23 protein-coding genes and 4 tRNA genes are annotated in these 23,291 nt (G+C 53.2%); 10 read left to right on the top strand and 17 right to left on the bottom strand.

The genetic code is table 11. The annotated features are described in order from the left end of the window. Positions 1-149: 149 nt before the first annotated feature. The 10 genes from NNO03_RS14060 to mltB all read right to left on the bottom strand — a co-directional run bounded on the left by NNO03_RS14060 (position 150) and on the right by mltB (position 7,797). Positions 150-226 (bottom strand) — tRNA-Arg (locus NNO03_RS14060). Between the two features lie 192 nt (positions 227-418). Next, a tRNA-Arg gene (locus tag NNO03_RS14055) sits at positions 419-495 on the bottom strand. 60 nt (positions 496-555) lie between these two features. Next, a tRNA-Arg gene (locus NNO03_RS14050) sits at positions 556-632 on the bottom strand. Between the two features lie 3 nt (positions 633-635). Continuing rightward, positions 636-728 (bottom strand) — tRNA-Ser (locus NNO03_RS14045). 390 nt (positions 729-1,118) lie between these two features. Further along, entirely contained in the window at positions 1,119-1,304 is a 186-nt protein-coding gene (gene csrA, locus NNO03_RS14040) for a carbon storage regulator CsrA (RefSeq protein WP_000906486.1), read from the bottom strand. Between the two features lie 238 nt (positions 1,305-1,542). After that, complete coding sequence (gene alaS, locus NNO03_RS14035; RefSeq protein ID WP_271449802.1) at positions 1,543-4,170, bottom strand: alanine--tRNA ligase; 2,628 nt, start codon at positions 4,168-4,170, stop codon at positions 1,543-1,545. Between the two features lie 128 nt (positions 4,171-4,298). Next, a complete protein-coding gene (gene recX / locus NNO03_RS14030; protein ID WP_271449801.1) occupies positions 4,299-4,799 on the bottom strand; it encodes a recombination regulator RecX in 501 nt (166 codons plus the stop codon). Positions 4,800-4,868: 69 nt separating this feature from the next. Continuing rightward, the gene (recA, locus tag NNO03_RS14025) at positions 4,869-5,933 is read right to left on the bottom strand and encodes a recombinase RecA (protein ID WP_137382790.1); all 1,065 of its coding nucleotides are present in this window, start codon (positions 5,931-5,933) and stop codon (positions 4,869-4,871) included. Between the two features lie 92 nt (positions 5,934-6,025). Further along, positions 6,026-6,523: a nicotinamide-nucleotide amidase gene (gene pncC / locus NNO03_RS14020; protein ID WP_271449800.1), complete on the bottom strand. Its 498-nt coding sequence runs from the start codon at positions 6,521-6,523 to the stop codon at positions 6,026-6,028. 194 nt (positions 6,524-6,717) lie between these two features. After that, a complete protein-coding gene (gene mltB, locus NNO03_RS14015; protein WP_271441819.1) occupies positions 6,718-7,797 on the bottom strand; it encodes a lytic murein transglycosylase B in 1,080 nt (359 codons plus the stop codon). A 264-nt stretch (positions 7,798-8,061) separates the two neighbouring features. On the opposite strand from mltB, the gene srlA reads away from it, so the two are divergent. The 7 genes from srlA (at position 8,062) to gutQ (ending at position 13,025) form a co-directional block, all read left to right on the top strand. Beyond that, positions 8,062-8,625, top strand: a complete 564-nt coding sequence (srlA, locus tag NNO03_RS14010; RefSeq protein ID WP_003825953.1) for a PTS glucitol/sorbitol transporter subunit IIC — start codon at positions 8,062-8,064, stop codon at positions 8,623-8,625. Further along, the gene (locus NNO03_RS14005) at positions 8,622-9,593 is read left to right on the top strand and encodes a PTS glucitol/sorbitol transporter subunit IIB (RefSeq protein ID WP_271441817.1); all 972 of its coding nucleotides are present in this window, start codon (positions 8,622-8,624) and stop codon (positions 9,591-9,593) included. Before srlA ends, NNO03_RS14005 begins: the two co-directional genes overlap by 4 nt. A 13-nt stretch (positions 9,594-9,606) precedes the next feature. After that, positions 9,607-9,969 carry a PTS glucitol/sorbitol transporter subunit IIA gene (gene srlB / locus NNO03_RS14000; protein ID WP_271441816.1) on the top strand — a complete coding sequence of 121 codons (363 nt, stop codon included), beginning with the start codon at positions 9,607-9,609 and terminating at the stop codon, positions 9,967-9,969. Positions 9,970-9,986: 17 nt separating this feature from the next. Next, positions 9,987-10,766, top strand: coding sequence for a sorbitol-6-phosphate dehydrogenase (gene srlD / locus NNO03_RS13995; RefSeq protein WP_003037345.1), 780 nt, complete (start codon positions 9,987-9,989; stop codon positions 10,764-10,766). Positions 10,767-10,863: 97 nt separating this feature from the next. Further along, positions 10,864-11,223: a transcriptional regulator GutM gene (gene gutM, locus NNO03_RS13990; RefSeq protein ID WP_137382785.1), complete on the top strand. Its 360-nt coding sequence runs from the start codon at positions 10,864-10,866 to the stop codon at positions 11,221-11,223. A gap of 70 nt (positions 11,224-11,293) precedes the next feature. Beyond that, positions 11,294-12,067, top strand: a complete 774-nt coding sequence (locus NNO03_RS13985) for a DNA-binding transcriptional repressor (RefSeq protein ID WP_137382784.1) — start codon at positions 11,294-11,296, stop codon at positions 12,065-12,067. Continuing rightward, positions 12,060-13,025 carry an arabinose-5-phosphate isomerase GutQ gene (gene gutQ / locus NNO03_RS13980; protein WP_137382783.1) on the top strand — a complete coding sequence of 322 codons (966 nt, stop codon included), beginning with the start codon at positions 12,060-12,062 and terminating at the stop codon, positions 13,023-13,025. The genes NNO03_RS13985 and gutQ overlap by 8 nt, the downstream gene beginning before the upstream one ends. Here the strand turns inward: gutQ and norR are convergent. After that, a complete protein-coding gene (gene norR, locus NNO03_RS13975) occupies positions 13,022-14,539 on the bottom strand; it encodes a nitric oxide reductase transcriptional regulator NorR (protein WP_271449799.1) in 1,518 nt (505 codons plus the stop codon). The two genes, gutQ and norR, sit on opposite strands and share 4 nt — an antisense overlap. Positions 14,540-14,730: 191 nt before the next feature. On the opposite strand from norR, the gene norV reads away from it, so the two are divergent. Both norV and norW read left to right on the top strand, forming a co-directional pair. Then, entirely contained in the window at positions 14,731-16,179 is a 1,449-nt protein-coding gene (gene norV / locus NNO03_RS13970) for an anaerobic nitric oxide reductase flavorubredoxin (protein ID WP_271449798.1), read from the top strand. Further along, entirely contained in the window at positions 16,176-17,309 is a 1,134-nt protein-coding gene (gene norW / locus NNO03_RS13965; protein WP_271449797.1) for an NADH:flavorubredoxin reductase NorW, read from the top strand. Before norV ends, norW begins: the two co-directional genes overlap by 4 nt. A 159-nt stretch (positions 17,310-17,468) precedes the next feature. Here norW and hypF read toward each other — a convergent pair whose 3' ends face one another. Continuing rightward, positions 17,469-19,709 (bottom strand): carbamoyltransferase HypF, encoded by a 2,241-nt coding sequence (gene hypF / locus NNO03_RS13960; RefSeq protein ID WP_271449796.1) that lies wholly within the window; start codon positions 19,707-19,709, stop codon positions 17,469-17,471. 139 nt (positions 19,710-19,848) lie between these two features. Continuing rightward, positions 19,849-20,394 (bottom strand): electron transport protein HydN, encoded by a 546-nt coding sequence (hydN, locus tag NNO03_RS13955; protein ID WP_003037366.1) that lies wholly within the window; start codon positions 20,392-20,394, stop codon positions 19,849-19,851. Between the two features lie 419 nt (positions 20,395-20,813). On the opposite strand from hydN, the gene NNO03_RS13950 reads away from it, so the two are divergent. Beyond that, positions 20,814-21,053, top strand: a complete 240-nt coding sequence (locus NNO03_RS13950; protein ID WP_271449795.1) for a SymE family type I addiction module toxin — start codon at positions 20,814-20,816, stop codon at positions 21,051-21,053. A gap of 55 nt (positions 21,054-21,108) precedes the next feature. Here NNO03_RS13950 and hycI read toward each other — a convergent pair whose 3' ends face one another. Genes hycI through hycF form a run of 4 tightly spaced genes read right to left on the bottom strand, consistent with a single transcriptional unit; the run spans position 21,109 to position 23,288 of the window. Further along, positions 21,109-21,579: a hydrogenase maturation peptidase HycI gene (hycI, locus tag NNO03_RS13945; RefSeq protein WP_271449794.1), complete on the bottom strand. Its 471-nt coding sequence runs from the start codon at positions 21,577-21,579 to the stop codon at positions 21,109-21,111. Beyond that, positions 21,572-21,982, bottom strand: coding sequence for a formate hydrogenlyase maturation HycH family protein (locus NNO03_RS13940; RefSeq protein ID WP_069324564.1), 411 nt, complete (start codon positions 21,980-21,982; stop codon positions 21,572-21,574). The genes hycI and NNO03_RS13940 overlap by 8 nt, the downstream gene beginning before the upstream one ends. Next, on the bottom strand, positions 21,979-22,746 hold the full coding sequence (gene hycG, locus NNO03_RS13935) for a formate hydrogenlyase subunit HycG (protein WP_271449793.1): 768 nt from the start codon (positions 22,744-22,746) through the stop codon (positions 21,979-21,981). Before hycG ends, NNO03_RS13940 begins: the two co-directional genes overlap by 4 nt. After that, a complete protein-coding gene (gene hycF, locus NNO03_RS13930; protein ID WP_271449792.1) occupies positions 22,746-23,288 on the bottom strand; it encodes a formate hydrogenlyase subunit HycF in 543 nt (180 codons plus the stop codon). Before hycF ends, hycG begins: the two co-directional genes overlap by 1 nt. Positions 23,289-23,291 lie beyond the last annotated feature (3 nt).

Raw genomic sequence — 23,291 nt, 5'->3', positions numbered from 1 at the left:
TTGGAGAAAACAAGAGATGGTGCATCCGGGAGGATTACTCGGCTGCGCCTCACCCTGCGGGCCGTTGCTGAAGCAACGTTATCCTCCCTGGTGCTGGCGATTATCTCGCAGACCATGAAACAACAGTTTAGCTGTTATCTCGGAGAAGATGGTGCATCCGGGAGGATTCGAACCTCCGACCGCTCGGTTCGTAGCCGAGTACTCTATCCAGCTGAGCTACGGATGCATCGGAAAACTTGCTTTACTGCCGATATTGATATCGTAATAAACGATATCAAGTAAGAGATGGTGCATCCGGGAGGATTACTCGGCTGCGCCTCGCCCTGCGGGCCGTTGCTGAAGCAACGTTATCCTCCCTGGTACTCGCGATTATCTCGCATACCATGAAACAACAGTTTTGCTGTTATCTCGGAGAAGATGGTGCATCCGGGAGGATTCGAACCTCCGACCGCTCGGTTCGTAGCCGAGTACTCTATCCAGCTGAGCTACGGATGCATCAGGGAAACTTACTTTACTGCAGATTTGATGTCGCTGCTAAAGCGCTATCAAGTAATATGGTGCATCCGGGAGGATTCGAACCTCCGACCGCTCGGTTCGTAGCCGAGTACTCTATCCAGCTGAGCTACGGATGCAAATGGCGGTGAGGCGGGGATTCGAACCCCGGATGCAGCTTTTGACCGCATACTCCCTTAGCAGGGGAGCGCCTTCAGCCTCTCGGCCACCTCACCAACACGCCTCTTGCGAGTGCTTCGAAGAACTTGTTTCTGCTCATCGTCGCTGCGTGGCGCACATATTACTTTCTGGGACTTATAAGTCAAACAATTTTTCCAGAGCTTTTATCGTTTGCACATTTCACGCGCAATTAGTCTGCAAAAACGGCAAAAAGAGTGTTTTATCAACAGATAAATCGGCGTTATACGGAGACGATGTACGAACAGAAAAATCACCGGGGAAGACAATAACAGCATCACAGCAGAGAAAACGACGTGGAATAACAAGAATCAGAGAGAAGTCAGAGCAGTATAGAAAGAGATAAGAGAGCAATGAGGAAGTGAAAAGTAAGAAAAGAAGACACTCAATCAGGTTGCGCCTCACCAGGAAGGTGAGACGCGGAAACCTTAGTAACTGGACTGCTGGGATTTTTCAGCCTGGATACGCTGGTAGATCTCTTCACGATGGACAGAAACTTCTTTCGGGGCGTTGACGCCAATGCGCACCTGGTTGCCCTTCACCCCTAAAACTGTCACGGTGACCTCATCGCCTATCATGAGGGTCTCACCAACTCGACGAGTCAGAATCAGCATTCTTTGCTCCTTGAAAGATTAAAAGAGTCGGGTCTCTCTGTATCCCGGCATTATCCATCATATAACGCCAAAAAGTAAGCGATGACAAACACCTAAGTGTAAGCAGTCACGGCATCACATTCTGTTAAACCTAAGTTTAGCCGATATACACAACTTCAACCTGACTTTATCGTTGTCGATAGCGTTGATGCAAACGCTGCGGATTGAAGTCTGCAGCGTCGACTTACGCTTATAATTTTTACAGTTTTGCGCTAACCCAGCCTTTCACACTGGCTAACGCTGCCGGCAGAGCCGCAGCATCCGTACCACCGGCTTGCGCCATGTCCGGACGACCACCACCCTTGCCGCCTACTTGCTGAGCGACCATCCCAATCAGTTCCCCTGCTTTCACGCGGTCTGTCACATCCTTAGACACGCCCGCAATCAGAGAAACCTTACCTTCAGCAACTGTTGCCAGTACAACAACAGTAGAACCCAGCTGATTTTTCAGATCATCAACCATGGTACGCAGCATTTTCGGTTCAACGTCCGCAAGCTCGCTTACCAACAGCTTCACGCCGTTGATATCAACTGCTTTGCTGGAAAGGTTCGCACTTTCCTGCGCTGCGGCCTGTTCCTTCAATTGCTGCAATTCTTTTTCGAGCTGACGCGTACGTTCCAGTACGGAACGAACTTTATCACCGATATTCTGGCTATCGCCTTTCAGCAGCTGCGCAATATCGCTTAAGCGATCGCTTTCAGCATGCACGGTATTCAGAGCGCCTTCACCGGTCACGGCTTCGATACGACGAACGCCAGCAGCGGTACCAGACTCGGAGATAATACGGAACAGACCGATATCGCCCGTACGGCTGGCGTGAGTACCACCACACAGTTCGGTAGAGAAATCACCCATGCTCAGAACACGCACGTGGTCATCGTATTTCTCACCAAACAGCGCCATTGCACCTTTGGCTTTCGCTGCTTCGAGATCCATGATGTTCGTTTCAATCGGCAGGTTGCGACGAATTTGCGCGTTCACCAGATCTTCAACAGCACGAATTTCATCAGGCTTCATCGCTTCGGTATGCGAGAAGTCGAAACGCAGCACTTTATCGTTGACCAGTGAACCTTTCTGCGCCACATGCGTGCCCAGAACCTGACGCAACGCGGCGTGCATCAGGTGCGTTGCAGAGTGATTGAGACGGATCCGCGCACGACGCGCTTCATCCACATCAGCCTGTACCGCATCGCCCACTTTCAGAGAGCCCGTAGACAACTTGCCAATATGACCAATTGCCTGACCATATTTTTGCGTGTCGTTCACGGCAAAGGCAAAACCTGCGCCTTTCAGTTCACCTTTATCGCCAACCTGGCCACCGGATTCTGCATAGAACGGCGTCTGGTCCAGAACAACGACAGCGTCCTGACCGGCGCTAATGGCATCTACCGCTTTACCATCAACAAATAGCGCGGTCACTTTGCCGTTCAGTTCCAGATTCTCGTAGCCTTTAAATTCAGAGGCACCATCAACACGAATCATCGCATTGTAGTCTGCACCAAAACCGCTGGCTTCACGCGCACGACGGCGCTGTTCTTCCATTGCGGCCTCAAAGCCAGCTTCATCAACCTTAATGTTGCGCTCACGACAAACGTCTGCCGTCAGATCAACCGGGAAACCGTAAGTGTCATACAGGCGGAATGCCGTTTCGCCATCCAGCGTATCGCCAGACAGTTTTGCCAGTTCTTCGTCCAACAGTGCCAGACCACGCTCCAGCGTACGCGCAAACTGTTCTTCTTCGGTTTTCAGAACCTGTTCAACCATAGCCTGTTGACGCTTCAGTTCTTCACCTGCAGACCCCATGACTTCCACCAGCGGACCAACCAGCTTGTAGAAGAAGGTATCTTTTGCGCCCAGCATGTTGCCATGACGTACCGCGCGACGAATGATACGGCGCAGCACATAGCCACGGTTTTCATTCGACGGGACAACGCCATCGGCAATCAGGAATGCGCAGGAACGAATATGGTCGGCGATAACGCGCAGTGATTTATTACTTAGATCGGTCGCACCGGTCACTTTCGCCACGGCTTCGATCAGTGAGCGGAACAGGTCGATTTCGTAGTTGGAGTTAACGTGTTGCAGCACGGCCGCAATACGCTCCAGACCCATACCGGTGTCTACGGACGGCTTCGGCAGCGGTTCCATGGTGCCGTCGGCTTGACGGTTGAACTGCATGAAGACGATGTTCCAGATCTCAATGTAGCGATCGCCATCTTCTTCTGCACTTCCCGGAGGCCCCCCCCAAATGTGGTCACCGTGGTCGTAGAAAATCTCGGTGCACGGACCGCAAGGACCGGTATCACCCATCTGCCAGAAGTTGTCGGATGCATACGCAGCGCCTTTGTTATCACCAATACGGATGATACGTTCGCGCGGAATACCGACTTCTTTTTCCCAGATTTCATAGGCTTCATCGTCAGTTTCATAGACGGTGACCCACAGACGCTCTTTCGGCAGAGCAAACCAGTTTTCACCGGTCAGCAGTTCCCATGCGTATTGAATGGCATCGTGTTTGAAGTAGTCGCCGAAGCTGAAGTTGCCCAGCATTTCGAAGAAGGTGTGGTGACGTGCAGTGTAACCGACGTTTTCCAGATCGTTGTGCTTACCGCCCGCGCGTACGCAACGCTGCGAAGTGGTTGCGCGGGAATAATTACGCTTGTCGAGGCCAAGGAATACATCCTTGAACTGGTTCATCCCGGCGTTGGTAAACAACAAAGTAGGGTCATTGTTGGGTACCAGGGAGCTGCTGGCAACTACCTGATGTCCTTTACTATGGAAAAAATCGAGAAACGCCTGACGGATCTCAGCGGTGCTCTTGCTCATAATTATCCTGAAGAAATCAAGCTAACGAAATGTCATTACCAGCATCGGCATGCAAACTGCGCCTCTGGCAATCGAAAAGTGGGAATAAGATAAGTTTTCTTTACTGGGAAGTAAAATCCCGTATGCGCTCAATCGTCAAAATTTCGCCATATTGCCTGAATATCTTCCATCAGATAGCCGCGATAGAGCAAAAAACGCTGGACCTTAACCTTTTCTGAAAAATCGACAGGTAAGGGGTCGCCATATTTTCTGATTGCCTGCTCCCGCGCAAGCAGCGCCCAGTCAATTTCACATTCCCGCATTGCCCGCTCAATGGCCTCACGCACGATCCCTTTCTGACCTAATTCCTGGCGCACACGCGCTGGCCCATAACCTTTACGGCTACGGCTGGTGATGAATTGCTGAACAAATCGGTCATCATCAAGATAACGGCTTTCAATACACCAGGCGACAACCTTGTCGTAATCCTCCGGCGTGGCATCAATTTCTTCTGGTCCATTTTTCCCCATCACCGGGGCAGCCAGTTTACGCCGCAGTTCCTGCTCACTGTGGTCGCGCATCGCAAGTATTCGCACCGCGCGGTCAAGTAATCGGGAGTAAGCAGAGCGGCGGGAAGTTGAATCTGTCATATTGAGCCTTCAGAAATGGAAAAGGGCTGCATGATATGCAGCCCTTTTATATGCGATTATGTCAGACTATCAGAAATCTTCGTTGGTTTCTGCTACATCTTGACCACTGTCATCAACGGAGAAATCTGGCGTTGAATCCTGGTTATTGAGCAGTAACTCGCGTAATTTTTTCTCAATTTCTTTTGCGGCAGCCGGGTTTTCTTTCAGCCAGTTGGTCGCATTCGCTTTACCCTGACCAATTTTGTCACCGTTGTAGCTATACCATGCGCCCGCTTTTTCAATCAGCTTCTCTTTCACGCCCAGGTCAACCAGTTCGCCGTAGAAGTTGATACCTTCGCCGTAAAGAATCTGGAATTCAGCCTGTTTAAACGGCGCTGCAATTTTGTTTTTCACGACCTTAACGCGGGTTTCGCTGCCGACCACGTTATCGCCCTCTTTCACCGCGCCAATACGACGGATATCCAGACGGACGGAGGCGTAAAATTTCAGAGCGTTACCACCGGTAGTCGTTTCCGGGTTACCGAACATAACACCAATTTTCATACGGATCTGGTTGATGAAAATCAGCAATGTGTTGGACTGCTTCAGGTTACCCGCCAGCTTACGCATTGCCTGGCTCATCATACGTGCCGCAAGGCCCATATGAGAGTCACCGATCTCACCTTCGATTTCAGCCTTCGGCGTCAGTGCAGCAACGGAGTCAACAACGATAACGTCGACTGCGCCAGAACGCGCCAGTGCGTCACAGATTTCCAGAGCTTGTTCACCCGTATCCGGCTGAGAACACAGCAGGTTATCGATATCAACGCCAAGCTTACGCGCATAGACAGGATCCAACGCGTGTTCTGCATCGATGAATGCACAGGTTTTACCTTCGCGCTGTGCGGCAGCAATAACTTGCAGCGTCAGCGTTGTTTTACCGGAGGATTCAGGCCCATAAATTTCGACGATGCGTCCCATCGGCAAACCGCCCGCGCCCAATGCGATATCCAGAGAAAGCGAACCGGTAGAGATGGTTTCCACGTCCATGGAACGGTCTTCACCCAGGCGCATGATGGAGCCTTTACCGAATTGCTTTTCGATCTGACCCAGCGCTGCCGCCAACGCTTTCTGTTTGTTTTCGTCGATAGCCATTAATTACTCCTGTCATGCCGCTTTCGGATTAAACCGCGAAACGTGAAAGATAATGTTCTGTTGAGGCAATTATACTGTATGCTCATACAGTATCAAGTATTTTGTAGAAATTGTTGCCACAGGGTTTGTAACGCATACGCGGTCGCCTGACGACGTACCGACTCACGGTCACCGTTGAAGCATTCCCGTCGGGTAATCCCCTCACCGCTGACGCTGGCAAAGGCAAACCACACCGTACCCACGGGTTTGTCTTCACTACCACCATCGGGTCCTGCGATACCGCTAATTGAGACGGCGAAGTCTGCACGGGCGGCTTTTAGCGCGCCAATCGCCATTTCAACGACCACCGGTTCACTCACCGCCCCATGCTGCGCCAGCGTTTCTTCGCGCACGCCGATCATCTGCGCTTTGGCTTGATTGCTGTAAGTGACAAACCCGCGCTCAAACCAGGCTGAGCTACCGGCAATATCGGTAATGGCTTTTGCCACCCAACCGCCGGTGCAGGATTCCGCTGTTGTCACTGTTGCTCCGCGTGCTTTTAACGCCAGCCCCACCTGCTCACTTAACTGCATCAGTTCACTGTCGGTCATTTCAGCCTCTGTCAGTTAAAAAAATATGCCGGACAAGATAGCACTTTCACAATCAAGATGGGGATGAGGAGAACGTTTTACGAGGGGGATTCCAAAAATTGATCCGTTACCTAAATAAGACCTGCCGGGTAGCGATGCCAGCGCATCTTATCCGGCCTACAAGCGAAATCTTCCTGTAGGCCGGTAACACGCGATTACTGCACGCGAGCCAGCGCTACCGCCTGCCCCAACTGCCAAACCGCCATCGCGTAATGCGTGCTGTGGTTATAGCGGGTGATGGTGTAGAAGTTCGGCAGTCCATACCAGTACTGGTAGCCGGTGCCAACATCCAGACGCAGCAGGCTAGCCTGCTGATGATTCCCCAACGACTGCTGCGGTGTCAGGCCAGCCGCGGCAAGCTGAGAAATGCTGTATTGGGTTTTAAAGCCATTCGCAAGACCCGGTGCCTGTCCATTTGCAGGTACTGCCACGGTATCGCCTTTCACCCAGCCGTGCCCTTTGAAATAGTTTGCCACACTGCCGATAGCATCGACGGGGTCCCACAGGTTAATGTGCCCATCACCATTGAAATCAACGGCATATTGTTTATAGGAGGATGGCATAAACTGGCCGTAACCCATCGCACCCGCAAAGGAACCTTTTAGATCGAGCGGATCATCACTTTCATCTCGCGCCATCAGCAGGAAGGTTTCCAGCTCGCCAGAGAAATATTCCGCACGGCGCGGATAGTTGAAGGAAAGCGTCGCCAGCGCATCCAGAATACGCGTTTTGCCCATCACGCGGCCCCAGCGCGTTTCAACGCCGATAATGCCGACGATAATTTCTGGTGGTACTCCGTATACCTGCCACGCGCGGTTCAGCGCATCTTCATATTGATTCCAGAACGCCACACCATTTTGCACGTTGTCCGGGGTGATGAACTGCTTGCGATAGCGCAGCCATGCGCCATTAGGTCCGGCTGGCGGCTGCGTTGTGGGTGCCTGGCGGTCCATCAGACGCAATACTGAGTCCAGCCGCTTAGCCTGCGACAGGATTTCCTGCAATTGCTGACGGTCAAAACCATGCTTATTCACCATTTTCTCGATGAACTGCTGTGCATTCGGATTATTGGCGAAATCACCGCTTGTTTGCATGACGTTGTGCTGTGGCTCAAGCAGGAAGCCGCCGGATGGCGCACCCGTAGTCGTTTGAGTCTCTGAAGGTTTGGGTTTGCTGCTACAGGCAGCGAGCAGTACGAAAAGGGGGAGTAACGCTACATAACGACGCTTGAACATGAGACATCCATTAAACAAATTCAGCCTGGGGGAAGTATGGTAAAGCATCCTCCGTCATACAAGGAAGCGGTAGTCGCTCTCCTTCACAGAATTTACATCCCCTTTCATCTCCGACCCGCACATTTGCGAGCACTCACGCAATAACTTTCAAATTAAAATATTTATCTTTCATTTTGAGATCAAAATAACACTTTTAAACCTTTCGATCTGATTAAAATTAATTACCGTTTGGCAAGGTAACTAAAATCCCTACAGGAGAGAATAATGATCGACACCATCACACTCGGTGCTGAGTGGTTTATCGGGCTGTTCCAGAAAGGCGGAGAAGTGTTTACCGGCATGGTGACCGGTATTCTTCCACTGCTAATTAGCCTGCTGGTCATCATGAATGCGCTGATTAACTTTATTGGCCAGCAGCGTATTGAACGTTTTGCCCAGCGTTGTGCCGGGAACCCATTGTCCCGCTATCTGCTGCTGCCGTGCATCGGCACATTCGTTTTTTGTAACCCCATGACCCTGAGCCTGGGCCGTTTTATGCCAGAGAAATATAAGCCCAGCTATTACGCAGCAGCGTCCTATAGCTGCCACTCAATGAACGGCTTGTTCCCACACATTAACCCCGGAGAGTTGTTTGTCTATCTGGGGATCGCCAGCGGCTTGACGACGCTGGGCCTCCCGCTTGGCCCGCTCGCCGTGAGCTATTTACTGGTCGGTCTGGTCACCAACTTCTTCCGTGGCTGGGTGACCGATTTCACCACCGCCATTTTTGAGAAAAAAATGGGCATTCAACTTGAGCAGAAAGTGCATCTGGCGGGAGCAACATCATGACACGTATTCGTATTGAAAAAGGCACAGGCGGCTGGGGTGGCCCACTCGAACTGGACGCCATTTCAGGAAAGAAAATTGTCTATATCACTGCCGGGACACGCCCTGCAATTGTCGACAAACTGGCCAGTTTGACCGGCTGGCAGGCCGTTGATGGCTTCAAAGAAGGTGAACCACCCGAGAATGAAATCGGTGTTGCAATCATCGACTGCGGCGGCACGTTGCGCTGCGGGATCTATCCGAAACGTCGTATACCGACGGTAAATATTCACGCGACCGGGAAATCCGGCCCACTGGCACAATACATTGTTGAAGATATCTATGTCTCTGGCGTGAAAGAAGAAAATATCACCGTTGTCGGTGAAACATCTGCTACGCCGCAGCCTGCAAGCAGCACTATTGGTCGCGATTACGACACCAGCAAAAAGATTACCGAACAAAGTGATGGCCTGCTGGCAAAAGTCGGTATGGGCATGGGTTCCGCCGTTGCGGTGCTGTTCCAGTCCGGACGCGACACGATTGATACCGTGCTGAAAACCATTCTGCCGTTTATGGCGTTCGTCTCGGCACTGATTGGCATCATCATGGCTTCCGGTTTAGGTGACTGGATAGCCCATGGTCTTGCGCCGCTGGCCAGCCATCCTCTGGGATTGGTGACCCTGGCGCTAATTTGCTCATTCCCATTGCTATCGCCTTTCCTCGGCCCTGGCGCGGTAATTGCACAAGTTATCGGCGTACTGATCGGTGTACAGATTGGTCTGGGAAATATCCCGCCACATCTGGCACTACCTGCCCTGTTTGCCATTAACGCCCAGGCAGCGTGCGATTTTATCCCGGTAGGCCTGTCGCTGGCCGAAGCCCGTCAGGACACCGTGCGCGTCGGTGTGCCATCTGTTCTGGTAAGCCGCTTCCTCACCGGTGCACCTACCGTTCTCATCGCCTGGTTTGTTTCCGGCTTTATTTACCAATAAGAGGCACTCAGAAATGACCGTGATTTATCAGACCACCATCACCCGTATCGGCCAAAGCGCAGCAGATGCACTTTGCGACCAGATGCTGATTACCTTTCGTGAAGGCGCCCCTGCGGATATCGAAGAGTTTTGCTTCATTCATTGCCATGGCGTGCTGAACGGTTCTCTGCAAGCAGGTATCCGTTTCGAACTGGGCCAGCATCACTACCCGGTTACGGCTGTCGGCAGCGTGGCAGAACAAAACTTACGTGAACTCGGACATATCACTCTGCGCTTCGACGGACTAAGCGAAGCGGAATTTCCCGGCACCGTGCACATAGCGGGGCCCGTACCGGACGATATCGCACCGGGCTGTATTTTGAAGTTTGTTGCTTAAGATTGAAGGAGAAAAAAATGAATCAGGTAGCCGTTGTCATTGGTGGAGGCCAGACCCTGGGAGCATTCCTTTGCCGTGGGCTTGCGACAGAAGGATACCGCGTTGCGGTCGTCGATATTCAAAGCGATAAAGCGGCGAATGTGGCACAGGAAATTAACGCCGAGTTCGGTGAAGGTACCGCTTACGGTTTTGGTGCAGATGCCACCAGCGAACAGAGCGTGCTGGCGCTGTCTCGCGGAGTCGATGAAATATTCGGTCGCGTTGACCTGCTGGTTTACAGCGCGGGCATTGCCAAAGCGGCATTTATCAGCGACTTTCAGTTGGGGGATTTCGACCGTTCACTTCAGGTGAATCTGGTCGGCTATTTCCTCTGTGCACGTGAATTCTCGCGCCTGATGATCCGTGATGGCGTGCAGGGCCGCATTATCCAAATCAACTCCAAATCGGGGAAAGTGGGTAGCAAGCATAACTCGGGTTACAGCGCGGCGAAATTTGGCGGCGTGGGCTTAACGCAATCGCTGGCACTGGACCTGGCGGAATACGGCATTACGGTGCACTCATTGATGCTGGGTAACCTGCTGAAATCCCCAATGTTCCAGTCATTGTTACCGCAATATGCCACTAAACTTGGCCTCAAGCCGGACGAAGTGGAGCAGTACTACATTGATAAAGTGCCACTCAAGCGCGGCTGCGATTATCAGGACGTACTGAATATGCTGCTGTTTTACGCCAGTCCAAAAGCCTCTTACTGCACCGGGCAGTCCATCAACGTGACCGGCGGTCAGGTGATGTTTTAAGAGACATGATTGCCCGGTGGCGCTGCGCTTACCGGGCCTACACGCAGTAGGCCGGATAAGGCGCAGCCGCCATCCGGCAAAATCAAAGGAGCACATTATGGTTTCCGCACTGATTACCGTCGCCGCCATTGCGTGGTGTCTGCAACTCGCGTTGGGAGGCTGGCAAATATCCCGTTTTAATCGGGCTTTCGATAAGCTCTGCCAGCGGGGTCGGGTCGGCGTGGGTCGCTCCGGTGGGCGTTTTAAACCCCGTGTTGTGGTCGCTATCGCACTGGATGAGCAACAGCGGGTTGCTGATACGTTATTTATGAAAGGTCTTACCGTTTTTGCAAGACCTGGCAAAATTGCCACAATAATGGGCAAACATCTTGATGAATTACAGCCTGATGTGATCTTTCCCCATGATCCGCTTTCGCAGAATGCACTATCATTGGCGCTTAAACTGAAACATGGGTAATTTCGTTGTGAATGCTAATAGCTTGCGAAATTATCATTTTGCAACTTATTAAGTCAGGGTAATCACGCCTATGAAACCTCGTCAGCGTCAGGCTGCCATACTGGAGCACTTGCAAAAGCAGGGAAAATGCTCGGTTGAAGAACTGGCCCACTACTTTGACACCACCGGTACGACCATTCGTAAGGATCTGGTCACTCTGGAAAATGCCGGAACCGTCATTCGCACCTATGGCGGCGTAGTATTGAATAAAGACGAATCTGACCCGCCAATCGATCACAAGACGCTGATCAACACGCATAAAAAAGAGCAAATTGCCGAAGCCGCCGTTCGCTTTATTCACGATGGCGACTCCATTATTCTGGATGCAGGCAGTACGGTGCTGCAGATGGTGCCGATGCTCAGCCGCTTTAGCAACATCACCGTCATGACCAACAGCCTGCACATTGTTAATGCGCTTTCGGAGCTGGACAACGAGCAAACCATCCTGATGCCCGGCGGGACATTCCGTAAAAAATCTGCGTCATTTCACGGACAGCTGGCAGAAAATGCCTTTGAGCAGTTCAGCTTTGATAAACTCTTCATGGGCACCGACGGCATCGATCTCAATGCCGGCGTAACCACATTTAATGAGGTGTTTAGCGTCAGTAAAGCGATGTGCAATGCCGCTCGCGAAGTCATTCTGATGGCTGACTCGTCAAAATTTGGGCGCAAAAGTCCCAATGTTGTGTGCAGTCTGGAAAGCGTCGACAAATTGATTACCGATGCGGGTATTAACCCTGCGTTTCGTCAGGCGCTGGAAGCAAAAGGGATTGAAGTGATTATAACCGGAGAGACCAATGAGTGATGCACTACTGAACGCGGGCCGTCAGACGTTAATGCTGGAATTACAGGAAGCCAGTCGACTGCCAGAGCGACTGGGCGATGATTTTGTTCGGGCTGCCAATACTATCATCCACTGTGAAGGCAAAGTGATTGTTTCCGGGATTGGCAAGTCAGGCCATATTGGCAAAAAAATCGCGGCAACCCTCGCCAGTACCGGCACGCCCGCCTTTTTTGTGCATCCGGCAGAAGCGCTGCACGGCGACTTAGGAATGATTGAAAGTCGCGATGTCATGCTGTTTATCTCCTACTCTGGCGGGGCTAAGGAGCTGGATCTCATCATTCCACGCCTGGAAGACAAATCCGTCACCCTGCTGGCAATGACCGGAAAACCAACTTCGCCACTGGGCCTGGCAGCCAAAGCGGTGTTGGATATTTCAGTAGAGCGTGAAGCCTGCCCGATGCGCCTGGCGCCAACCTCCAGCACCGTCAACACGCTGATGATGGGCGATGCGCTGGCGATAGCCGTGATGCAGGCTCGTGGGTTTAACGAAGAAGATTTTGCCCGTTCCCATCCGGCCGGTGCGCTGGGCGCACGTCTGTTAAATAAAGTGCATCACCTGATGCGCCGTGACGATGCTGTACCACAGGTAACGCTCACTACCAGCGTCATGGATGCCATGCTGGAACTGAGTCGTACAGGTCTGGGTCTGGTAGCGGTCTGCGACGATCAATCGCTGGTGAAAGGTGTCTTTACCGACGGCGACCTGCGCCGCTGGCTGGTTGGCGGTGGCGCACTTACGACTCAGGTAAGCGAAGCGATGACCCATAATGGCGTCACGCTGCAGGCGCAGAGCCGAGCGATTGATGCCAAAGAAGTTCTGATGAAGCGCAAAATCACCGCGGCGCCGGTGGTGGATGAAAACGGTAAACTCACCGGCGCTATCAACCTGCAGGATTTCTATCAGGCAGGGATTATTTAATCCTTAAGTCCAAGACGCTTCGCCAGCCGGTGCAGGTTGGCGACGTCTGTTTCCAGCGCCCGCGCACTTGCCGCCCAACTGTGATTATTCTGCGCCAGTGCCCGGCGAATCATCTCCCGTTGGAAAGATTCTGTTGCCTCACGCAGGTTATGATGCAGCGGAACCTCGGGAAGAACCTCCGGCGGCGGGACGGAACTGTCATCCTGTAAAGCAAAATGCTGCGCTTCCAGAACCACTTCATCCCCTGCCCTTGTCGCCCTTGCCAGCACCACCGCCCGGTGAATGGCATGTTCCAGTTCACGCACGTTTCCCGGCCAGCCATAGTTCAACAAATGGCTACGCGCGCCGGGGCTTAACACCACACGGGAAAGCCCCAGTCGCAGCCGACATTGCTCGCAAAAATATCCCGCCAGCAACACGACGTCCTCACCGCGTTCGCGCAGCGGTGGCACAGAAAGTGGAAAGACGCTCAGGCGATGAAACAAATCCGCGCGGAAATTCCCGGCCAGCACCTCTTCACGCAAATCGCGGTTGGTTGCTGCCAGCACGCGTACGTCAACGCGCAAACTGCGATCGTCCCCCACGCGCTGAATATCCCCGTACTGCAATACGCGCAGCAGCTTGGCCTGTAGCGCCAGCGACAATTCACCTATCTCATCCAGAAACAGCGTACCGTTGTCCGCCATTTCAAACTTGCCGCTACGGTTGCTGATAGCCCCGGTAAAAGCCCCTTTGACGTGACCAAACAGCTCGCTTTCCGCCACGCTTTCCGGCAACGCCGCGCAGTTCAGATACACCAGTGGATTTACCGCACGCGGCGAACCTTCGTGGATGGCCTTCGCCACCAGCTCTTTCCCGGTTCCCGTCTCACCGCTGATCAAAACATTGAGATCGGAGCCCGCAACAATCTCGATCTCTTTTTTCAGTTGCATCATATTGGGCGACAGGCCAATCATTTGCGTTTCTTTCACCTGCTCGAAGGCCGTTGACGAGCCTGGCAGCATGTTCTGGCTTTCCAACTGCTCAATCAGCAGCGCATTACTGAGCGCGCCCGCCGCCAGCGCGGCAATCAGCCTAAGCTCTTCATCACTGAACACATCGAACTGATCGGGCTCCATGCCATCCAGCGTGAGCGCCCCGATCAGACTTTGTCCGGCAAACAGCGGCAATCCGATACAGGCATGCACCTTCAGGCTCTCCTGACCGGGGATCAACCCATCATAAGGATCGGGCAAATCGCTGTCGGCGGGGAAACGCACCACATCCCCGGCACGGGCAATCGCCTCCAGCCGTGGGTGCCCCTCCAGCGTAAAGCGCCTGCCGAGAACATCCTGCGTCAGTCCATCGATCGCCAGCGGAATAAATTGTCGGGATTCATAGCGCAACAATGCCGACGCATCGCACTCCAGCACCTGACGTAACGTCGTGATCAGGCGTTGAAAACGGTCCTGATGCCCAATACCGCTTTGTAATTCAATGGCGATGCCCGCCAGCACGTCTACAGAAAAACTCATGACCACCTCATTGTCATTTTGACAATTCATATTGTCATATTGACAATGAAATGAATAGTCATTTTGACTACCACTTTGTAGGCAATAAATATTAAATCGTTATAAATCAAACAAATAAAAAGTTGGCACGCAACCTGCAATAAGCAAAACATCTTTTTTAGAAAAACGCGAAATTAATTACTGAGGTTGCTATGTCTATTCTGGTTAAAAATAACATTCATTGGGTTGGCCAACGTGACTGGGAAGTTCGTGATTTCCACGGAACCGAATACAAAACGCTGCGCGGCAGCAGCTACAACAGCTATCTTATCCGTGAAGAAAAAAATGTCCTGATCGATACAGTAGACCACAAGTTTAGCCGTGAATTCGTGCAGAACCTGCGCAGTGAAATCGACCTGGCAGATATCGATTACATCGTCATTAACCATGCGGAAGAAGACCACGCCGGGGCGCTGACCGAGCTGATGTCCTGCATCCCGGATACCCCGATTTACTGCACAGCCAACGCCATTGACTCCATCAACGGTCACCACCATCACCCGGAATGGAACTTTAACGTAGTGAAAACTGGCGACTCGCTGGATATTGGTAACGGCAAACAGCTGATCTTCGTGGAAACACCCATGCTGCACTGGCCGGACAGCATGATGACCTACATGACCGGTGATGCGGTACTGTTCAGTAACGACGCCTTTGGCCAGCACTATTGTGACGAACGCTTATTCAACGACGAAGTGGATCAGACTGAGTTGTTCGAACAGTGTCAGCGCTACTACGCCAATATCCTGACCCCGTTCAGCCGTCTGGTCACACCGAAAATCACGGAGATCCTCGGCTTCAACCTGCCGGTCGATATGATTGCCACCTCCCACGGTGTGGTATGGCGCGACAACCCAACACAAATCGTAGAGATGTACCTGAAATGGGCGGCGGATTACCAGGAAGACCGCATCACCATTTTCTACGACACCATGTCGAACAACACCCGCATGATGGCCGATGCGATTGCCCAGGGCATCAACGAAGTGGACCCGAACGTCGCGGTGAAAATCTTCAACGTTGCCCGCAGCGATAAAAACGAAGTACTGACTAACGTCTTTCGCTCTAAAGGCGTGCTGGTAGGGACTTCGACCATGAATAACGTGATGATGCCGAAAATCGCGGGTCTGGTGGAAGAAATGACCGGCCTGCGTTTTCGTAACAAACGCGCCAGCGCCTTCGGTTCACATGGCTGGAGTGGCGGTGCGGTAGACCGTTTGTCCACTCGCCTGCAGGATGCAGGTTTTGAAATGTCACTGAGCCTGAAAGCAAAATGGCGTCCTGATCTGGATGCGCTGGAACTGTGCCGCCAGCACGGTCGAGAAATTGCACGTCAGTGGGCACTTGCTCCGCTGCCGGAAACCCAGGTGAAAGCCGTCGCCCAGGAAGAAGCCTGCGCCTGTGCCGCTGCGGCTGCCGCGGACCTCGGCCCAAGCATGCAGTGCAGCGTTTGCCAGTGGATCTACGATCCAGCAAAAGGTGAGCCGCTGCAGGATGTCGCACCGGGTACACCATGGAGCGACGTGCCGGACAACTTCCTGTGCCCGGAATGTTCATTAGGTAAAGACGTCTTTGACGTACTGGCAACGGAGGCAAAATGAGCCGCGGAATTGTCATTATTGGTTCGGGCTTTGCCGCCCGCCAGTTAGTCAAAAATATCCGTAAACAGGATGCAACGGTTCCGTTGACCCTGATTGCCGCTGACAGCATGGATGAGTACAACAAGCCCGATCTCAGCCACGTGATCAGTCAGGCACAGCGCGCAGACGACCTCACCCGCCAGTCGGCGGGGGAGTTTGCCGAACAGTTTAACTTACGCCTGTTTCCGCATACCTGGGTTACTGATATCGACGCGGATGCTCACGTGGTGAAAAGCCAGGAGCAGCAGTGGGAGTACGACAAGCTGGTACTGGCAACGGGTGCCTCAGCTTTTGTGCCACCTGTTTCCGGGCGTGAGTTAATGCTTACTCTGAATAGCCAGCAAGAGTACCGCGCTTGTGAAACTCAGCTGCGTGATGCCCGGCGGGTACTGATTGTCGGCGGCGGTTTGATTGGCAGTGAACTGGCGATGGATTTCTGTCGTGCCGGCAAAGCGGTGACGCTTATCGATAACGCCGCCAGCATTCTGGCCTCGTTAATGCCGCCGGAAGTCAGCAGCCGTTTGCAGCATCGTCTGACCGATATGGGTGTGCATCTGCTGTTGAAATCGCAACTGCAGAGTCTGGAGAAAACCAGCACCGGTATCCGCGCCACGCTCGATCGTCACCGTAGTGTCGACGTTGATGCGGTAATCGCCGCAACCGGTCTGCGTCCGGAAACCGCACTGGCGCGTCGCGCCGGACTGAACATCAATCGGGGCGTTTGCGTCGACAGCTACCTGCAAACCAGTCGTCCGGACATTTATGCTCTCGGCGACTGTGCGGAGATTAACGGTCAGGTGCTCCCGTTCCTGCAGCCGATTCAGCTGAGCGCCATGTATCTGGCGAAAAACCTGCTCGGCGGCAATGCGCCATTGAAACTGCCCGCCATGCTGGTAAAAGTCAAAACGCCGGAACTGCCGTTACACCTGGCAGGGGAAACCCAGCGCCGCGATCTGAACTGGCATATTGCCGCCGAAGCGCAAGGGATGGTCGCCCGAGGGATGAACGACGAAGGTCAATTGTGTGCCTTCGTCGTCAGTGAAGACCGGATGAAAGAAGCCTTCGCGCTGCTGAAAACGTTGCCCGTGTAAATCTGTGATGCCGGATGGCGGCTGCGCCTTATCCGACCTACAACCTTATCCAGCAACGCGGCTACTGATTTATTAACCTCACGCACATGGATGTGCGTTGCCACTTGTCGGTATGCCCCGACATGTTTTTCTTGCCCCGCCAGTCCCGGGGCTTTTTTTTTATTTTTGCCCCAACGCTCGCGCGGCGGCAATCACACCCTGTCCCAATGACAATCCACCGTCGCCCGCCGGTAAACGCTGCGGGAACAATAACGTAAAATCGGCCAGGTAAAATGCCAGTCGGGCTGACAACAAACGGTTATGCATTACACCGCCGCTGAATACTAATGTCTTAATCCTGCGCGCTTCGGCCTGTTCCCGCATCAGGGTGGCAAACCCACGCGCCAGCGCATCGTGAAACGCCCACGCTCTTTCTGTAGATTTGGCCTGCCAGTTCAGCCATTGGTGCCAAAAAGCCGCTAAGTCCAGATGGTTGCCATCAAGCGGCACCGTGACAGGATGATCAACGCCAGCACATTGCGATGCCATCGTCTCCAGGGCACAGGCCGCTTCGCCCTCGTAACTCAGCGATTCCGGCGCGCACTGGAGTGCGGCTGCAACGGCATCAAACAACCGTCCGCACGATGAGGCCTGCGGAGTATTGATTCCTCGCTCGATGGCGCGAGCCAACACTGGCCAGTTTTGCTGTTGCAGCGCTGACGTTTCCGGGTAACGCTGCCAGTCAGGAACAAAACGCAGGCACTGCGCCAACAGATTGCGCCACGGCTGTTTTGCCGCCAAATCGCCGCCGGCCAGTGCCACGGCAGGTAAGCCACCGAGGTGTTCGCATTCACGATAATTGACCCGCAAACACTCGCCGCCCCACAGCGCACCGTTTTCGCCCATGCCAATACCGTCTAGCGTCAGGGCAATCACATCGCCACCGTCCAGCGGCCAGCCGTGCTCGGCCAGACACGCAGCAGCATGCGCATGATGATGCAGCACCGTTTCAGTCGGCAGATTCATCTCGCTGGCCCACTGGCTGGAAACATAACCAGGGTGCGCGTCATGGACGATACGCTGCGGTGTAAAGTCATAAATATTCTGGATCAGGCGCAACGCGTCACGCCACTGATGTTGAATACCATCGTCGCTAAGATCGCCCAAATGCTGGCTGATAACCGCCTGCTCACCACGCACCAGACAGAAAGTATTTTTTAAATCTGCGCCTAAACACAACATCGGCGGCACATCGCGAAAGCCCGGCGGTAGCGCAACCGCATCCGGCACGTAGCCCCGGGAGCGGCGTAGCATTTCCCCGCTTTGACGTACCACGGAGTCATCCATACGCTGCACAATTTCACGGTTGTGTAGCAGGAACCCATCTACAATCTCACGCAAATCATCCAGAGCCTGCGCATTGGTAATGGCCGGTGGCCTGCCGCTGAGATTGCCGGAGGTCATCACCAGTGGGCAGTTCAGTGCCTGTAACAGCAGGTGCTGTAATGGATTAGCAGGTAGCATTATCCCAATTTCCGTCAGCCCGGGCGCAATCTCCTCACTGAGCGCAACCACATCGTGTTTATTCACTAACACGATAGGCGCGGCGGGCGTTGTCAGCAGACGACGAGCGGCCTCAGGCAATCCGTTATCATCGGGCAACATCACCGCCAGAGGCTTAGCCGGACGGTGTTTGCGCTGCCTGAGTCGGGCCACGGCATTATCGTTACGGGCATCGCAGACCAGATGAAACCCACCAATGCCTTTCACCGCCACAATGCCGCCCGCTTTCAGCTGTGCCACCGCCGCCAGCAGTGCATCTTCTTTTTCAGCACGCACGCCAGTACCGATCCATTCCAGATGCGGGCCGCATGCCGGGCAAGCAACGGGCTGGGCGTGGAAGCGACGGTCATACGGATCGCGATACTCTTTGTCGCACTGTGGACAGAGCGGGAAAGACGCCATGACGGTCAACGGACGGTCATACGGCATCGCGCGGATAATCGTAAAACGTGGGCCACAGTGGGTGCAGTTGATAAAGGGATAGCGATAGCGACGTTCGCCGGGCGTGTTCATTTCAACAAGGCATTCAGGACAGGTCGCGGCATCGGGGACAATTTGCGTATTCATCGTTCCGCCCGCGCTCTGTCGAATCGAGAAATCAGCAGGCTGCTTCGTCCAGGCGAATGGTTCTCTCTCAACGCTGTCAATGCGCGCCAACGGTGGACAGTGTTGATGCAACTGCGCAATAAACTCCGCCGGATCTTCCTGTAAGCGCACAACCACACCGTCACCGTCGTTACACACGTCGCCGTGTAGGTGCAGGCGCTGCGCCAGTTGCCAGACAAAGGGGCGAAATCCGACGCCCTGAACCTTGCCGCGAATACGCAGTTGTACGCCGGAGTGGTGGTTTATTGTCATGATGAATTCCCGCGGTATTGTATCCCTGAAATGTCCGTTTGCCGGATGGCGGCTTCGCCTTATCCGGCCTACATGACGCCCTTGTAGGCCTGATAAGCTGCGCGCCATCAGGCACGTATTTTACGCGGATTTTCAGATATCAGAACAGCAAAGATGCGGTAGAGTCCAGCGCGGCTCGGCGACGTTTTTCGGCGCTCAGTTGCTCGAGTTTATTGCGATCCACATAAATCAGCGCGTGAGTTGGGCACACTTCCATGCAGGCAGGTCCCGCTTCGCGGTGGTGGCACAGGTCGCATTTATTGGCTTCGGCTTTTTCTGCACGGACATTCAGACCCGCACCGCTGTTACGCACAACCGGACGTACAACCACTTCCATCGCACCGTAAGGGCAAGCCACAACGCAGGTTTTACAACCAATGCAGCGTTCCTGCATCACATGGACAAAGCCTTTATCACGGCTGATTGCACCATTCGGACAGACGTTAGCGCACGGCGCATCTTCACACTGACGACACAGCGTCGCCGTGGAAACATTAACACCTTTGATCACGTGAATGCGGGGTAAAAAGGTTTCAGGGGTCAGCGATGCGCAGTCCTGGTTATCCTGATGGGATACCACGCAGGCCACTTCACAGGTACGGCAACCAATGCATTTATTGGCGTCTGCAATGATGAAACGGTTCATCAAATTCTCCAGCAATGACAGATTATCTGCCGAAACATACACAAATCGTGCCAGAATTTAATTAACTGTTATTTAAGGATTTTTATTTTATGCTGGTGCTGTATGGGGTGTCATCGTCACTAGTGACGATGACTAATGACGGCGGTCAACGTGAAACTGACGGAGCAATGGCGTCGCGATCAATCAACTCGCCGGTGAAACTTTTTGGCGACGTAAAAACCCCACCTCCCGGCATAAAGATAAGACGTCGAATCGCGACGCAAATCGCCCATGAAATCTACCCGCAAAACACTTTCATTTCATTAATTGCATTCTCAATGTGGAATCCCCCTTCCAGTTTCAGGTTTGCCTCCATACTTTTTTACTGGCATTTTATTCAGTAGTTTTTAATTCTGGCCGTTCACTACAAGGAAGAAGGCATGTCTGATAAAAATGGCAAAATAGCAGTAGCTATCACCAAACCCATGCGTCGTTTGAAAGTCAGCTATGTCAGAAAACGCCATGAAGATCCCAAAACGGGTTACACGCGACGAATCAGTCGGCACGCTTCACTCACGCTGAACGGCGACTGGCTGGAACAAGCAGGCTTTCCTACCGGCACGGCCGTGAATGTGTCAGTGATGCAGGGGAAATTAATTATTGAGCTGGCGACTGAGTGACGAGGATACGCAAGGAAACAGGCCGGATGTCACTCACATCCGGCACTGATACGGTTTAATCTTCCAGCGCTTCTAACTCAGAGAATCCACCGTGGCCTTCCCACCCAGCTAATCGCTGATACACGGTTTCAACCGCCTCTTTGATTGGCTGTGTCATAGGGTAGTAAAAGCCGACGATATCCGGCTGAATACCGAGGAAAATCACCTCACCAACATCATCTTTCAGCTGATCGACCAGGTAGTTCAGCGGCATGTTGTGCGTGGTCATCATGAACATTTCGGCAATATCATCAGGATCGATAATACGGATCTCGCCGGGGTTTAACCCCATATCGGTGGCATCCACAATCAACAGACGCTCAGGGCGCAGTTCACGGATCGCGACAATATCGTTCTCCGGCGCGCTGCCGCCATCAATGACAACCCAGTTACCCTGAGGATTTGCGGCACACATTTCCGCCAACAGCGGACCTGCGCCGTCATCGCCCATCATGCTGTTACCCACACATAATAAAACGTCAGTCACGGTGTCTCCTCACCATCAGATAGATAGCGCTTTCCTGGTGAATGTCATGAAGCATACTCAGCATCAGCTTGCTCCATTCCTGTTGCTGCGGCGTCTGCACGGCGCGTGCATCGTCAAACGCGCGCGCCAGCATTTGCACATGGTTAAAATCGATGACGATTTCACCGTACTTCGGCACACCTTCCATTTTACGTCGGGCTTCGCTGCCTTCGGCTAGTGTGGCAATCCACGCCAGATACTCATCCCATGGACAGGTTAACGCCGCCTCCAGGCAATCGATGACCCCCAGGTGGTGACCAATCGCCAGGCTGTAATAGACAACCTGCTGCGCCTCGGCGGGCGTTGCATCGTTCTCATCAATAAACTTACGGCTCAGTTGACTGAACACCACCGTTTCACTCATCGGATACGCGCCTCTTCGACTACATGGTTAAGATGGGTGACGATCTCAGTCAGACGCGGATCGTTTTCCGTCTCCAGCCAGCGCGCCACCTGCTGCTCACCCTGACCTAACTGCAACATATAATCATCTGCAATCTGGCGGCCATAGCGATAACCTGCCAGACGACGCGCTTCGCGATCCACCTTCACGCGCAGCGGTTGAACCATATCCGGATGCAGAATTTCAGCAGGTTGTTCGTCCAGTTCGCCCGGCGCACGTGCATGAATTTTCTGTTCCAACAGGCCAAGCGCCATCGCAAAACCGTACAGTGTTGCCGCAGGCGTCGGGGGACAGCCCGGAATATACACATCCACCGGTACAATTTTGTCGGTGCCGCCCCATACGCAGTATAGGTCGTGAAAAATACCACCGCTGTTACCGCAGGCTCCGTAGGAGATGCAAATCTTCGGGTCTGGCGCAGACTGCCAGGCGCGCAGTGCCGGAGAGCGCATCGCACGGGTTACCGCGCCAGTAAACAGCAGAATATCCGCATGACGCGGTGATGGGACGACTTTGATACCGAAACGTTCAGCATCAAACAGTGGGGAAAGCGTCGCAAAGATTTCGATTTCGCAACCATTGCAACCCCCGCAGTCTACACGGTAAACATACGCTGAACGCTTGATACTTTTCAGCAGCGACGCTTTCATGCTGGCAATGGATTCATCCACCGTCATCGGTACCGGAATACCGTTGGCATCACGTGGGCCTAATAAATTGCTCATCAGCTGGCCTCTTTCATATGGCGAGTCAGTTCAATACGGTCAGACGGCACCAGACATTTCTGGCGCTTACAGTCCGGGCAGGTCTCAAAGCTTTCACGGTGATTTTCCGCACGGGTGTCGCCGTTGTGCTTCAGCAGCGCAATGGCGTAATCAATCTCTTTTTGTACCGCAAAAGGGCGGTTACAGACGCGGCAATTGCACAGCGCAAAGCGAGACTGCTGCAGGAAATCCTCTTTCTTCCACACTGCCAATTCATACTCCTGCGACAGCTTGATTGCCGCCGTCGGGCAAACTTCTTCGCAGCGAGCACAGAAAATGCAGCGTCCGAGATTGAACTGCCACGCCAACTCATTGGTGGCCAAATCGGTTTCAACCGTCAGCGCATTGGACGGACAGGCATTAACGCAGGCTGCGCAGCCAATGCACTGCTGCGGATTGTGTTCCGGCTTACCACGAAAGTTTTTATCGACCGCAATCGGTTCCAGTGGATACGACGACGTCGGCGCCCCAGTTTTGATGACTTTTTTGATAAAGGTAAACATGGC

The sequence above is a fragment of the Citrobacter sp. Igbk 16 genome (assembly GCF_028069755.1).
Classification (GTDB): domain Bacteria; phylum Pseudomonadota; class Gammaproteobacteria; order Enterobacterales; family Enterobacteriaceae; genus Citrobacter.
This window is presented reverse-complemented; position numbering and strand designations above follow the sequence as displayed.

What these genes read in the sequence shown, in the direction of transcription:
- csrA (WP_000906486.1), bottom strand. Translation starts at nt 1,304, where the DNA reads ATGCTGATTCTGACTCGTCGAGTTGGTGAGACCCTCATGATAGGCGAT.
- alaS (WP_271449802.1), bottom strand. Translation starts at nt 4,170, where the DNA reads ATGAGCAAGAGCACCGCTGAGATCCGTCAGGCGTTTCTCGATTTTTTC.
- recX (WP_271449801.1), bottom strand. Translation starts at nt 4,799, where the DNA reads ATGACAGATTCAACTTCCCGCCGCTCTGCTTACTCCCGATTACTTGAC.
- recA (WP_137382790.1), bottom strand. Translation starts at nt 5,933, where the DNA reads ATGGCTATCGACGAAAACAAACAGAAAGCGTTGGCGGCAGCGCTGGGT.
- pncC (WP_271449800.1), bottom strand. Translation starts at nt 6,523, where the DNA reads ATGACCGACAGTGAACTGATGCAGTTAAGTGAGCAGGTGGGGCTGGCG.
- mltB (WP_271441819.1), bottom strand. Translation starts at nt 7,797, where the DNA reads ATGTTCAAGCGTCGTTATGTAGCGTTACTCCCCCTTTTCGTACTGCTC.
- srlA (WP_003825953.1), top strand. Translation starts at nt 8,062, where the DNA reads ATGATCGACACCATCACACTCGGTGCTGAGTGGTTTATCGGGCTGTTC.
- NNO03_RS14005 (WP_271441817.1), top strand. Translation starts at nt 8,622, where the DNA reads ATGACACGTATTCGTATTGAAAAAGGCACAGGCGGCTGGGGTGGCCCA.
- srlB (WP_271441816.1), top strand. Translation starts at nt 9,607, where the DNA reads ATGACCGTGATTTATCAGACCACCATCACCCGTATCGGCCAAAGCGCA.
- srlD (WP_003037345.1), top strand. Translation starts at nt 9,987, where the DNA reads ATGAATCAGGTAGCCGTTGTCATTGGTGGAGGCCAGACCCTGGGAGCA.
- gutM (WP_137382785.1), top strand. Translation starts at nt 10,864, where the DNA reads ATGGTTTCCGCACTGATTACCGTCGCCGCCATTGCGTGGTGTCTGCAA.
- NNO03_RS13985 (WP_137382784.1), top strand. Translation starts at nt 11,294, where the DNA reads ATGAAACCTCGTCAGCGTCAGGCTGCCATACTGGAGCACTTGCAAAAG.
- gutQ (WP_137382783.1), top strand. Translation starts at nt 12,060, where the DNA reads ATGAGTGATGCACTACTGAACGCGGGCCGTCAGACGTTAATGCTGGAA.
- norR (WP_271449799.1), bottom strand. Translation starts at nt 14,539, where the DNA reads ATGAGTTTTTCTGTAGACGTGCTGGCGGGCATCGCCATTGAATTACAA.
- norV (WP_271449798.1), top strand. Translation starts at nt 14,731, where the DNA reads ATGTCTATTCTGGTTAAAAATAACATTCATTGGGTTGGCCAACGTGAC.
- norW (WP_271449797.1), top strand. Translation starts at nt 16,176, where the DNA reads ATGAGCCGCGGAATTGTCATTATTGGTTCGGGCTTTGCCGCCCGCCAG.
- hypF (WP_271449796.1), bottom strand. Translation starts at nt 19,709, where the DNA reads ATGACAATAAACCACCACTCCGGCGTACAACTGCGTATTCGCGGCAAG.
- hydN (WP_003037366.1), bottom strand. Translation starts at nt 20,394, where the DNA reads ATGAACCGTTTCATCATTGCAGACGCCAATAAATGCATTGGTTGCCGT.
- NNO03_RS13950 (WP_271449795.1), top strand. Translation starts at nt 20,814, where the DNA reads ATGTCTGATAAAAATGGCAAAATAGCAGTAGCTATCACCAAACCCATG.
- NNO03_RS13940 (WP_069324564.1), bottom strand. Translation starts at nt 21,982, where the DNA reads ATGAGTGAAACGGTGGTGTTCAGTCAACTGAGCCGTAAGTTTATTGAT.
- hycG (WP_271449793.1), bottom strand. Translation starts at nt 22,746, where the DNA reads ATGAGCAATTTATTAGGCCCACGTGATGCCAACGGTATTCCGGTACCG.
- hycF (WP_271449792.1), bottom strand. Translation starts at nt 23,288, where the DNA reads ATGTTTACCTTTATCAAAAAAGTCATCAAAACTGGGGCGCCGACGTCG.